Origin of the sequence: Salipiger mangrovisoli (assembly GCF_015223355.1) — a bacterium.
Classification (GTDB): Bacteria; Pseudomonadota; Alphaproteobacteria; order Rhodobacterales; family Rhodobacteraceae; genus Salipiger; species Salipiger mangrovisoli.
In genome coordinates, this window is the sequence record NZ_JADFFK010000002.1 from 210,128 (window position 1) to 222,184 (window position 12,057).

The 12,057-nt window shown below is 67.9% G+C and carries 12 protein-coding genes; 6 read left to right on the plus strand and 6 right to left on the minus strand.

Going from position 1 to position 12,057, the window contains the following annotated elements; all coding sequences use genetic code 11:
- Positions 1–6: 6 nt before the first annotated feature.
- The 3 genes from IQ782_RS04355 to IQ782_RS04365 are packed head-to-tail and all read right to left on the minus strand — an operon-like array spanning position 7 to position 4,669.
- Positions 7–2,796, minus strand: a complete 2,790-nt coding sequence (locus tag IQ782_RS04355; RefSeq protein WP_194133393.1) for a DUF4159 domain-containing protein — start codon at positions 2,794–2,796, stop codon at positions 7–9.
- On the minus strand, positions 2,793–3,671 hold the full coding sequence (locus IQ782_RS04360; protein ID WP_194133394.1) for a DUF58 domain-containing protein: 879 nt from the start codon (positions 3,669–3,671) through the stop codon (positions 2,793–2,795). Before IQ782_RS04360 ends, IQ782_RS04355 begins: the two co-directional genes overlap by 4 nt.
- Positions 3,668–4,669, minus strand: coding sequence for an AAA family ATPase (locus tag IQ782_RS04365; RefSeq protein ID WP_194133395.1), 1,002 nt, complete (start codon positions 4,667–4,669; stop codon positions 3,668–3,670). The genes IQ782_RS04360 and IQ782_RS04365 overlap by 4 nt, the downstream gene beginning before the upstream one ends.
- 70 nt (positions 4,670–4,739) lie before the next feature.
- Here IQ782_RS04365 and IQ782_RS04370 point away from each other — a divergent pair, with 70 nt between their 5' ends.
- A complete protein-coding gene (locus IQ782_RS04370; RefSeq protein WP_194133396.1) occupies positions 4,740–5,330 on the plus strand; it encodes a DUF1285 domain-containing protein in 591 nt (196 codons plus the stop codon).
- A 3-nt stretch (positions 5,331–5,333) separates the two neighbouring features.
- Here IQ782_RS04370 and IQ782_RS04375 read toward each other — a convergent pair whose 3' ends face one another.
- Positions 5,334–6,089, minus strand: coding sequence for an SDR family oxidoreductase (locus IQ782_RS04375; RefSeq protein WP_194133397.1), 756 nt, complete (start codon positions 6,087–6,089; stop codon positions 5,334–5,336).
- Positions 6,090–6,166: 77 nt separating this feature from the next.
- Between IQ782_RS04375 and IQ782_RS04380 the strand changes: the two genes are divergently transcribed.
- Positions 6,167–6,784 carry a TetR/AcrR family transcriptional regulator gene (locus IQ782_RS04380; RefSeq protein ID WP_194133398.1) on the plus strand — a complete coding sequence of 206 codons (618 nt, stop codon included), beginning with the start codon at positions 6,167–6,169 and terminating at the stop codon, positions 6,782–6,784.
- Between the two features lie 3 nt (positions 6,785–6,787).
- Here IQ782_RS04380 and IQ782_RS04385 read toward each other — a convergent pair whose 3' ends face one another.
- Entirely contained in the window at positions 6,788–7,606 is an 819-nt protein-coding gene (locus tag IQ782_RS04385; protein WP_194133399.1) for a sulfotransferase family protein, read from the minus strand.
- 135 nt (positions 7,607–7,741) lie between these two features.
- Here IQ782_RS04385 and IQ782_RS04390 point away from each other — a divergent pair, with 135 nt between their 5' ends.
- Complete coding sequence (locus tag IQ782_RS04390) at positions 7,742–9,316, plus strand: DUF5928 domain-containing protein (RefSeq protein WP_194133400.1); 1,575 nt, start codon at positions 7,742–7,744, stop codon at positions 9,314–9,316.
- A 9-nt stretch (positions 9,317–9,325) separates the two neighbouring features.
- Entirely contained in the window at positions 9,326–9,694 is a 369-nt protein-coding gene (locus IQ782_RS04395) for a histidine triad nucleotide-binding protein (RefSeq protein WP_194133401.1), read from the plus strand.
- A gap of 176 nt (positions 9,695–9,870) precedes the next feature.
- Here the strand turns inward: IQ782_RS04395 and IQ782_RS04400 are convergent, their stop codons facing one another.
- The gene (locus IQ782_RS04400; RefSeq protein ID WP_194133402.1) at positions 9,871–10,797 is read right to left on the minus strand and encodes an ABC transporter ATP-binding protein; all 927 of its coding nucleotides are present in this window, start codon (positions 10,795–10,797) and stop codon (positions 9,871–9,873) included.
- A gap of 74 nt (positions 10,798–10,871) precedes the next feature.
- On the opposite strand from IQ782_RS04400, the gene IQ782_RS04405 reads away from it, so the two are divergent.
- Both IQ782_RS04405 and IQ782_RS04410 read left to right on the plus strand, forming a co-directional pair.
- Complete coding sequence (locus tag IQ782_RS04405) at positions 10,872–11,051, plus strand: zinc-finger domain-containing protein (protein WP_194133403.1); 180 nt, start codon at positions 10,872–10,874, stop codon at positions 11,049–11,051.
- A gap of 29 nt (positions 11,052–11,080) precedes the next feature.
- Positions 11,081–12,007 (plus strand): AEC family transporter, encoded by a 927-nt coding sequence (locus tag IQ782_RS04410; protein WP_194133404.1) that lies wholly within the window; start codon positions 11,081–11,083, stop codon positions 12,005–12,007.
- Positions 12,008–12,057 lie beyond the last annotated feature (50 nt).

Consider the following 12,057-nt stretch of genomic DNA (forward strand, 5'->3'; position numbering starts at 1 on the left):
CTCCGTTCAATTGCCGAGCCTGTCGAGCAGGGCGGGGACGTGGACCTGGTCGGATTTGTAGTTGCCGGTCAGCACATGCATCACCAGGTTGACCCCGAAGCGGTAGGCGATCTCGCGCTGGCGCTCGCCGGCGAAGCCGGATCCGATGCGCACCTGCGGGTTGCCGCGGCTGTCCACCGCCCAGGCCGCGGCCCAGTCGTTGCCGCCGATCACCACCGGGGTGACATTGTCGTTGAGGTTGCGGAACGGCATGCCTTCGACCAGCTCGGCATCGGGCGGCGCGGCCTCGACCCAGACGTCACGGCTGCTGTAGCGGCCGGGGAAGTCCTGGAGCAGGTAGAAGGTCCGCGTCAGCACATGGTCTTGCGGAACCGGCTCAAGCGGCGGGATGTCGAGCGGCGCGGCCAGCTCGCGCAGCTTGCGGCCCTCGGGCGAGGCGGCGCCGAAGCCCGCCACGTCAGCATCGCGCGTGTCGAACAGGATCATCCCGCCCGAGCGCAGGTAGTCGTTGAGCTTGGCGTAGGCGGCGGGCGAGGGCGTCGGCTGAGAGGGCGTGATCGGCCAGTAGAGCAGCGGGAAGAAGGCCAGCTCGTCGGTTTCGAGATTCACCGCCATGGGGTCCGAGGGCTCGACCGAGGTGCGGTAGTAAAGCGTCTCTGACAGGCCGCGCAGCCCGTTCTGCGCCAGCTCGTCGAGTTGCGTGTCGCCGGTGACGACATGCGCCAGCGTGACCTCGGCCGTCGCGGCCTCTGCGAAGGCATCGGCGCTAGAGGAGGATGCCCCCTGCGCCCGCGCGCCGCCCGTCGTTGCAAGCGCGCCAAGCGCCAGTGCCAGCAGCACCGTGGCGGCGGTCGGGCGCGCGCCGCGCAGACGGCCCGACAGTGCCAGAGAGGCGATCACATCGGCCAGCAGCAGCGCAATGGCCAGGGCAAGCAGCCAGCCGGCAAGCGGGGTCTCCTGCGGGCGGTTCAGCCCCTCGACCGGCACCGTGTCGGGCCAGACGGCGGGTTCGAGCACTGTGCTTTCGGTCACCACGTTGCGCGCAAGGCTGCGTTCCTCGCCCTGGTAGAGGCCGGGGCGCAGCTCGGGGCCAAGGGCTTCGGTCAGCAGCGCCTCGCCGGGGACGCCCGGCAGGGTACCTGCGTCGACCACCGCGCCGAAGCCGTCGAGCACACGGATCGGCTGCCACATGGTGCCGACCAGCTCGCCGGGTTCTGGCGTGGCGGGCATGGCCGAGATCGCCAGCCGTTCGAGCATCTGAACAAACAGCCCGGACAGCGGCAGGCTGGACCATTCGGCGTTGGCGGTGACGTGGAACAGCACGACCTGCCCCTGCCCGACGCGCTTGCGGGTCACCAGCGGTGTGCCGTCGGAGAGCTGGGCGATGACCCGGTCGGCGAGCGTCGGATCGGGCTGGGCCATGACCTGGCTGGTGACCGTCACGTCGGCGGGAATGGTCAGACCCTCGAAGGGGCTGCCCTCGGGGAAGGGGGCCAGCGACTTCGGCTCGCCCCAGCTCATCGCGCCGCCGACCGAGCGCCCTCCGGCGCGCAGCCGCACGGGCATCAGCGGGTCCTCGCGGTCGCGCGACAGGTCCGAGGCAGCAAGCCTCGGACCGGCGAAACGCAGCAGCGTGCCGCCCTTCTCGAGCCACTCGGTCACCCCCGCTTCCTCGCCGGGTCCAAGCGTCGCCACGTCGGCCAGCACGATGACGTCGGGGTTGGCGGGCAGCACCTCGGTCAGCGCGCCGTCGAGGATGTCGACATCGTCCTGCAGCGCCTTGTGCAGGTAGTAGAGCGGCGAGAGCAGTTCGAGCCCCTCGCGGTTCTCGTTCCCGGCGATCAGCGCGACCTCGCGGCGGCGCAGGCTGTCGTCGGGCAGGCTGACGGCTCCGGCGCTGCGCGCGCCGTCGATCTCGAAGCGGGTGATGCGGGCGCGCAATTCGGCGGGCAGCGAGAGGTCGAGCTCACCCTCCGAGGCGCCCTCGGCGAAGGTCAGCGGCGCGCGCACCAGCACGGCCGGGTTGCCGGCAGGGTCAAGCCCGTGCCCGGCGATGGAAATCTCGCGCGCGGTGCCGGGGTGCAGGCGGCGGGCGGTCAGCTGCACGTGGCCGTCCTCGAAGCGTGGCGGCAGCAGCGCCGTCAGGTTGCGCGGGCTTTCGAAGACGGTGACCTGCCCGTGCTCCATCAAGGCATTCAGCATCGGGTCGCGGCTGGCGCGGGCCAGCCCGTCGGACATCCAGTAGCTGTCGAAATCCTCTTCGGGCAGCATCGACAGGGCGCGGGCCACATGGGCCTCGCCGGGCTCCCATGGCTCGGGTTCGAGCCCGGTGAGACGCGCCCGCAGCACGGCTGCCTGCTGGAAGTGCGGCGCCTCGGGGTCTGTGAGGCGCATCAGCGCCACCGGGCGCGCCTCGCGTTCGGCGCGGGAGAGCAGGGCATCGAGCGCCACCTGCCGGGCGCGCCAATCGGCGGCAGAGGACCAGCTGGCATCCATCACCACCAGCAGCGGCCCTGTGCCAGCGCTCTGCGAGTCGTCCTCGGGGTTCAGGATCGGTCCGGCGAGGCCGATGATCACCGCCGCCACGGCCAGCAGGCGCAGCAGCAGCAGCCACCACGGGGTACGGTCGGTGACCTGGTCGTCGTCCTTGAGGCCCAGCAGCAGCACCACGCCGGGAAACAGCCGCCGGATGGGGGCCGGGGGCACGGCGCGCAGGATCACCCAGAGCACCGGCAGGGCCAGCAGCCCGAGCAGCAGCCAGGGGGCGGTGAAGCCCAGGGGCCCGAGAACGGTCATCCGTGCCCTCCATCCATCGCGCGGTAAACCCAGAGCAGGGCGTTCTGCGCGCTGTCACTTGTATGATGGCACATAAATTGCCAACCCGTTAAGCGAGACAGATGCTCGAGCCGCGCTTTGCGCTCGGCAAGGCGCTGCAAGTAGCGCTCGCGCAGGTCGCCGGCCTTCAGCGTCTCATGCGCCAGGGTCTTGCCGACGCTTTCGAAAATCGTGCGGCCCTTGAACGGGAAGCTTTCTTCCGTGGGGTCGAGCACCTGAACGAGCACGCCCCGCACGCCGCGGTCGGCGGCCTTGGTCAGCGCCGCCTCCATCGGGGCGAGATCGCCAAGGAAATCCGAGACAAACATCGCGCGGGCGTGGGGGATGATGCCGCGCGCCTCGGGCTGGGAGTAGTCCTCTTCGGCGTCCTTGCTCAGCGCCTCGGCGAGGCGCAGGATCTGGATGTCGCCGTTGCGCGGCGGCAGCGTCCAGCCGGTAAAGCCGACCCGTTCGCCGCCGCGGATCAGCAGGATCGCGGCGGCCAGCGCGACCAGCCGGGCGCGATCTCCCTTGGTTGGCAGGTCCTTGTGCGAGGAGAACCGCATCGAGGCCCCGGTATCGACCCAGAGTTGCACGCTCTGGGCGATCTGCCATTCACGCTCGCGCACGTATTGCTCGTCGCCCCGGCCCGAGCGCCGCCAATCGATCGAGCGGTAGGTGTCGCCGGCGCGCAGCGGGCGGTATTGCCAGAAGTCATCGCCAAGCCCGGAGCGCCGTCGCCCGTGCTCGCCCAGCAGCACCGTGCCGGCAAGCTGCTCGGCACGGGCCAGCAGGGCCGGGAACCGCGTGGCCTCTTGCTGCGCGCTCTGCCGCAGCTGGGCGACGGGGGTGATCAAGCGGCCGCCTCGGAGGGCTCCAGCGTGCTGCAGACCTCGTCGATGATGCTGCCGAGGTCCTCGCCGCGGGCGCGGGCCGAGAACGTCAGCGCCATGCGGTGCACCAACACCGGTCGGGCCATGTCCATGACGTCGTCGGGCGAGGGCGCAAGGCGGCCCTGAAGCAGGGCACGCGCGCGGACCGTCAACATCAGCGCCTGCGCGGCGCGCGGGCCGGGGCCCCAGGCCACGGTGTCGCGCACCCGGACAGAGGAGGAGGGATCGCTCGGGCGGAAGGCGCGGACCAGGTCGAGGATCATCTCGACCACCGCGTCACCGACCGGCATGCGCCGCAGCAGGTGCTGCGCGGCCATCAGCGTGGCGGGATCGAAGACCTGATGCGCCACGGCCTCCTCGGTGCCGGTGGTGGCGAGCAGGATGTCCTTCTCGGTCTTGCGGTCGGGGTAGGCCACGTCGATCTGCACGAGGAAGCGGTCGAGCTGCGCCTCTGGCAGCGGGTAGGTGCCCTCCTGCTCGATCGGGTTCTGCGTGGCGAGCACGTGGAACGGCAGTTCGAGCTGGCGCGTTTCACCACCGATGGTCACCGATTTCTCCTGCATCGCCTGCAAAAGCGCCGACTGGGTCCGCGGCGAGGCGCGGTTGATCTCGTCGGCCATCAGCAGCTGGCAGAAGATCGGGCCGGGCAGGAACTTGAAGGCGCGGCTGCCGTCGGCGGCGGTTTCCAGCACCTCCGAGCCAAGGATGTCGGCGGGCATCAGGTCGGGGGTGAACTGCACGCGGTTGCCATTGAGGCCCATCACCGTGGACAGGGTCTCGACCAGGCGGGTCTTGCCCAGGCCGGGCAGGCCGATGAGCAGCGCGTGGCCGCCGCAGAGCAACGCGGCAAGGGTCAGGTCGACGACCCGTTCCTGCCCGATGAAACGCCGGGTGATCGCCGATTTGGCTTCGGCGAGCTTTTCTTCCAGCGCCTCGATCTCGGCGACCAGGTCTTCGGCCATGGGGGAGACTCCCTTGCGTAATTCCTTTACCGAAGCGAGTGTATCGCGGGGCTGAAAAATGGCAAAAGCAATGCGCACACAAAATTACGTGACTCCCTCGGCTGACGGCATTGCTGCTGCAGCGCGCGCCGCTTCCGAGCGCGGCCTGCCGCCTGTCGAACGCTGGAATCCGCCCTTCTGCGGGGATCTCGACATGCGGATCGCCCGCGACGGCACGTGGTTCTACCTCGGCACGCCGATCGGCAGGTTCGAGCTGGTGAAACTATTTTCATCGATCTTGCGGAAAGACGAAGAGAAATACTTCCTCGTCACCCCGGTCGAGATGGTCGGAATCACCGTCGAGGACGCGCCCTTCGTCGCCACGGACTTCGAGGCGGAGGGTGCGGGCGAGTCGCAGGTGCTGACCTTCCAGACCCATGTCGGAGATTTTGCCGTCGCCGGGCCCGAGCATCCGATCCGGGTGGTCCGCGACGCCGAAAGCGGCGAGCCCTCGCCCTACATTCTGGTGCGGCGCAATCTCGAGGCGCTGATCGACCGCAAGAGCTTCTACCGGCTGGTCGAGCTTGGCGCGCACCACGAACATGAGGGCGTGCGATGGTTCGGGTTGTGGTCGTCGGGCATGTTTTTCCCGATGATCCCCTCGGACGAGCTGGAGGTCTGATCCTCAGGCCTCGATCCGCCGCATGATCACATGCCCCAACGCGGGCGAAAGACGCATGACCCGGCGCAGCAGCCGGGTCTTGCCGATCCAGATCTCGGGCGTTCCGGCAGCGGCACCGCGCAGGATCGCGGCAGCGGCTTCCGGGGCTGGCATCTTGCGCTCGGCCCGACCGCGCGAGAGCGTCGTGTTCACGGCAGGCAGCAGCGCCTCGCAGATGCCGATCGCCATCCGCGCATCCTCGGCCTGGTAACGCAGGCTGCGGGTGAAGCTGCGCATCGCCGCCTTGGTGGCGCAATAGACTGGCGCATCGGTCTTCGGTGCGACGGCCAACCCCGAAGTGACATTGACGATCCGCGAATCCCGCTGCGCCGCCAGCCGGGGCAGCAGGGCGGTGGCGATCTGCACCGGGGCGATCAGGTTGATCTGCACCTCCTCCTCGATGCCGACGTCATGGTTGCCGCCATCGGTGAGCAGCGGGTAGCTCATCACCGCGGCGTTGTTGATCAGCACCGAGCAGTCGGGATGCATGTCCGCCACCCAGTTGACCACGCCGCGGGGTATTTCGGGATCGCCGAGATCCGCCTCTAGCCCGTCGAAGCGTGGCCCCAGCCGCCGCGTCATCTCGTCCAGCGCGGCAAAGTTGCGCGCGACGCCGAGCACGGTCGCACCCTCGGCCATCAGCTGCTCGGCCATGGCGCGGCCGATGCCACGAGTCGCGCCGGTGAGCAGGACCTTGCGGCCGTTCCAGTAGCCGGACATGACGGTTTTCCTTTGTGCGATGGTCTCTCCCGGTTAGAATGTGAGCAAAGTCTCAGATCTCATACTCGCATTCCCCCATGGCCCGGATTGTCCAGCTAACTCCCCGTAAAACACCGCGCCAGGGCCGCTCACGCGCCTCGGTCGAGGCAATCCTGACTGCGGGGGCTCAGATTCTCGAGGCGGGCGGGATCGGCGCGCTGACCACCAACGCGGTCGCCGATCGGGCGGGGGTGAGCATCGGCACGCTCTACCAATACTTTCCCAACAAGCAGACGATCCTCGCCGAGCTGGTGCGGCGGCAGAAGATGCAGTTCTTCGAGGACATGTCCGGTGCCGTTCAGCACGCGAAGACCATGGACCTGCGCTGCGCCACTTCGACGGTGCTTCACGCCTCGATCCTGCACCACGCCCGCGCCCCGGTGCTGTCGCGCGAGCTTGAGAAGGTCGAGGCGACGATCGACTGCGACGAGGAGGACGTCTGCGCCGCGGGCGGGCTGGTGGACCGTCAGCTCATCGAGCTGCTCGAAAGCTTTGGCATCGCTTGGCCCGAGGTCGCGGCGCGCGATCTTTCGGCGCTTTGCCGCGGCATGGTGCACGCGGCGCTGATGCACGGAGAGTGCGACCTTGACGCCATCGAGGCGCGGCTGCGCCCGGCGGTCTTCGGCTACCTGGGGATCGCCGAGGGCGGGGCCTGAGGCTCAGTCGCCAAGCTTGGCGTGCACCTCGTCGAGGTCGATCTCGCCCACCGGCATCTTGTTCGCCGGGTTCTCGAAGTCGTAGCGGAAGAGATCGAAGTCGCGTTTGTAGATCTCGTAGACCAGGTGCATCGACAGGTCGTCGAAATAGTCCTCGACCGGATGCGCGCGCTTCGGCCCATGGCCCTCGGACTCGTTGAAACGGGGAATGGCCGCAAGGTCCACCGGATGACGGGTCTCCACCCGGTCGAGCACGCCCTGCATCCCCGCGTTGAAGTTTTCGGTCCAGAAGATCTGGTTGTAGCGCCCGCCCCCTGCGATGAAGGTCGAGACATGCCCCGAGACCGCCGACCAGTGGATGTCGGGGTCCATCGGGCGGCGCCAGCGGATGGTGTCGCGGGCAAACAGCAGGAAGCGGCGGAACGCGCGGATCTGGTCGAAGTCCTCCTTGCCGTCTTCCCCGCCGACCTCGATCCCGTATTTCTGCACCAGCATCGGCACGAGGTTGCCGCGGTAGCGGTTGCCGTTGCGCTGGATGCCGCAGATCTTGTCGAAGAAGCTCGACAGGATGCGGCTGTAGGGGTTGCGGACGCAGGTGAAGGCGTAGGCGCCGCGGGTCCTCACGTTGGCACGGATCGGGTTGTGGCTCTCGTCGCGGGCCCATTTGTGCAGGCCCTGCGTCGCGTCATGGATGTCGCCGTCGTAGAAGCTGCCGTGGTCCGAGTAGTACATGATCTGGCCGATGGTCGAGCAGGCGCATTTCGGCACCACCCGGTAGATCATGCTCTCGCTCTCGGTCATCCATGTGCCGGGAAACCCCATCCTGCGCGCTCCTCGTACTGCCCGGCTTGTCGCGGGCTCCATGGACATGCAAAAAAGCAAAAGACATCGGCCTGTTCAACGCCTTCGGGCGGGTAAAGGCGATGATGCGGGCGAAAATTGGGCGGACCTCATCCTTTGGCGAAGATTGCCTTCATACTGCTGTGCCACAAGGATCCCCAGGCGGTCATCAAGCAGGCGCAGAGTCTGACCGCCGTCGGCGACTGCATGGCCATCCATTTCGATGCCCGCGCGCCCCAGGCCGACTATGATCTCATCCGCGCCGCGCTGGCCGACAACCCGAACGTCACCTTCGCGCGGCGGGTGAAATGCGGCTGGGGGGCGTGGTCGCTGGTGCAGGCGACGCTCAACGCGGTCGAGGCGGCGCTGGACCGCTTCCCGCGCGCCACGCATTTCTACATGGTTTCGGGCGACTGCATGGCGATCAAATCCGCCGAATACGCTCACGAACTGCTCGATGCGCGCGAGGCCGATTACATCGAGAGCGTCGATTTCTTCACCTCCGGCTGGATCAAGACCGGCTGGAAGGAAGAGCGGCTGATCTACCGCCACCCTTTCAACGAGCGCACCCAGAAGCGGCGCTTCTACGCCCTGCTCGAGCTGCAGAAGCGGCTTGGTCTGAAGCGCAAGATCCCTGCCGATCTTGAGGTGATGATCGGCTCGCAATGGTGGTGCCTGCGCCGCCGCACCGTCGAGGCGATCCTGCGCTTCGCGGCCGAACGGCGCGACGTGCTGCGCTTCTTCCGGGGCACCTGGATCCCCGATGAGACCTTCTTCCAGACACTGGTCCGTCACCTGGTGCCCGAGACCGAGATCGAGAACCGCACGCTGACCTTCCTGATGTTCTCGGACTACGGGATGCCGGTGACCTTCTACAACGACCACTACGACCTGCTGCTGGCTCAGGACTATCTCTTCGCGCGCAAGATCAGCCCCGGTGCGCTGGATCTCAAGCGCCGCCTCGGGGTGCTCTATTCTTCCGAGCGCGTGGCGTTCCAGATTTCCGGCGAGGGCCGCGCCCTCTACCAGTTCCTCACCGAGAAGGGCCGCGCCGGGCACCGCTTCGCGCCGCGCTTCTGGGAGACCGAAAGCTCGATCGGGCGACAGCGCGATCTGCTCATTCTGGTCAGCAAGAAATGGCACGTGGCCAAGCGGCTGATCGGCCGCATCCGCGACGCGACCGGGCTGCCCTGCATCGACTACCTGTTCAACGAGGAAAGCTGTGACCTGCCCGACCTCGGCGGGTTGCAGTCGACGATGGACAAGCGTCACCGCCATCACCGGGCGCTGATGCGGATGCTTTATGACTACTACGGCTGCGACCGGCTGGTGATCTGCCTCGATCCCGGCAACCTCGACCTGATCGAAGACTTCTGCCGCGACCGCGCCACCACCCGCCTGCTGCAGATCGACTGCCAGTTCTCGGACGAATTCCTTGCCGGCCATGCCACGCGCATCGGGCTGGCAGGCGAGCGCACCTCCGAGTCGGCGATGGCGCGGCTGGTGCCGACCATCCGCAACGACATCCTGCAAGAGGGCGACGCGCTGCGCGACGCGCACCTGCCGCGCCACCTGCATCTGCGCGAACTCGATCCGATCGAGGCGCAGGTGCAGGCCCTCGCGCAGTTCCTCTCGCTCTCGCCCGCGGCGGCGCGGCAAATCCTTTCCGACGATCAACTCTATTCCGACTGAGGGATGACAATGGCTTACAGCTACGACGACCAGAATATCTTCGCCAAGATCCTGCGGGGCGAGATCCCCAATGACACCGTGCTCGAGACCGAGCACAGCCTTGCCTTCCGCGACATCCGTCCGCAGGCACCGATCCACGTGCTGGTGATCCCCAAGGGCGCCTACGTCTGCTACGACGATTTCGCGCAGAACGCCTCGGACGCCGAGATTCTCGACTACACCCGCGCCGTCGGCAAGGTCTGCGAGATGGAGGGCGTTGCGGCGAACGGCTTCCGGCTGATCTCCAATGCCGGCGCCGAGGGTGTTCAGGAGGTGCCGCACCTGCACGTGCACATCCTCGCCGGCCGCCCGCTGGGCCGGATGCTCGAGCGCGGCTGAAATTTCCCGCCACCGCGCGCGCGGGGCGGGCAGGACCGCCTCCGGCGGGCGTATTTGTCAAAGAGAAGAAGCAAGGGGCTCGGCCCCCTTGCCGGGCACAAGGTCAAAAGGGCGGCGCCGGGGGTATCGGCGCCGCCCCTTCATTGTTCCCCAAATACGCCCGCCGGAGGCCCCTCTCAGGCGGCGGGACGGCTGCGGGTCAGTTCCAGGAAGACGTCCTCGAGGTCGGCCTGCTCGGTGCGCACGTCGCGCAGGCTGATGCCGTGGGCACGCACCAGTCCCAGCACGTCCTCGGCGGTGGTCTCTCGGGCCCGGTAGTGGAGCGCGATCAGCCCGCCGTCGCGTGTCTCGGCCTTGATGCCGGGCGCCTCGGGCAGGGTGTCCGGCATGGTCTCGGGTGTGATCACCAGCGTCTTGGCGTCGATATTGCCCAGCAGGTTCGCCGTGCTGTCGCGCGCGGCGACCTCGCCGTGGTTGATGATGGCGATCTCGTCGCACATCTCCTCGGCCTCCTCGAGGTAGTGGGTGGTGAGGATGATCGTCATGCCGCGCTCGGCGTTGAGCCGCCGCACGTTGCGCCAGAGCATCTGCCGCAGCTCGATGTCGACGCCGGCGGTGGGCTCGTCGAGCACGAGGATGTGCGGCGCGTGCACCAGCGCCTTGCCCAGCAGCAGCCGGCGGCGCATGCCGCCCGAGAGGGTGCGGGCATAGGCCTCGGCCTTGTCCTCGAGCCCGACCAGCTCGAGGATCTCGTCGGTGCGCCGGTCGCGTTTGGGCACGCCGTAGAGCCCGGCCTGCACCTCGAGCGCGCCGCGCGGGGTGAAGAACGGGTCGAGGTTCAGCTCCTGCGGCATCACCCCGATGGCGGCGCGCGACTGGCGCGGGTTGCGGTCCTGGTCCCAGCCCCAGATCGACACCTTGCCGGCGCTCTTCACCACCAGCCCGGCGAGGATGTTGATCAGCGTCGACTTGCCCGCCCCGTTCGGGCCGAGCAGGCCGAAGATCGACCCCTGCGGCACGTTCAGGTCGATGCCCTTCAGGGCCTGCTTGCCACCTGCGTAGGTCTTGCGCAGCCCTTCGATGCGGATCGCGTCGTCACTCATGCCGAGCCTTGCTCCCGTGTCTGACTTGTCTCATAACGCAGGTAGTGCAAAGCCAGTGAAAAGGGAACCGGAGCATGGCCACCGAGGCGCCCGAGACCAAATTCGTCGACAGCTACCGCATCGCCTGCGACGGCGGCGAGGGGGCTCTTGGCCACCCGCGCGTCTGGCTCTCGCTGCCGCATGAGACCGGCGTCGTGGAATGCCCCTATTGCGATGCGCGCTACGTGCACAAGGACTTCGAGGGCAAGGTCTGAGCGCCCGCCGGACCATCTGACCCCGGTTCATGCTCGCAGTATTTCTCAAGGTTCTGCCGTTCTTCGCGCTGATCGGCCTCGGCTACGGGGCCGCGCGGATCAGATTCTTCTCGGAGCAATCCGTCGCGGCGATCACCCGCTTCGTCTTCTACTTCGCCCTCTCGGCGATGCTCTTCCGCTTTTCCGCCACGCTGTCGATTTCCGAGATCTTCGACCCGCGCGTGGCCTCGGCCTATCTCTTCGGCACCGCGGCGGTCTACGCGGTGGCCACGGTGGTCGGTTTCATCCGGCGGCAGGACGTGCAGACCACGGCGATCGAGGCGCAATGCGCGGCGATCGGCAACACCGGCTTTCTTGGCGTGCCGATGCTGGCGGTGCTGCTGGGGCAGGCGGCGGTGGGGCCGATCATCCTGATGCTGTCGATCGACCTCATCGTCTTCTCGACGCTGCTGGTCATCCTCGTCACCGGCGCGCGTGAGGGGCGGCTGACCCCGGCCACGCTGAAACGGGTCGGGCTGGGGCTGGTGCAGAACCCGATGATCGTCTCGATTGCGGCGGGGCTCTGCGTCTCGGGCTCGGGGCTGACGCTGCCCGCGCCGATCACCGAATTCCTGACCATCCTCGGCAATGCCGCGACGCCCGGCGCGCTTTTCGCCATCGGTGCCTCGCTGGCCTCGAAGAGCGCCGAGCGGCTGGCGGTGGCGGGCTGGCTGAGTTTCTGCAAGCTGGTGCTGCATCCGGGTTTCGTGGCGATCGGGGCCTTCCTGCTGTTCCCGGTCACCGCCTACCAGGCGGCGGTGATGGTCTCGGCGGCGGCGCTGCCGGTGGCGGGCAACGTCTTCATCCTGGCGCAGCACTACGGCATCGCGCCGCAGCGGGTTTCGGCGGCGATCCTGGTCTCGACGACGGCCAGCATCCTGACGGTCAGCGCGGTGATTGCCTGGGTGCATCCCTGAACCGCCGCGCCCCGTTCCACCCCTTGCGCCACGTCATCCCGGCGGGGTAG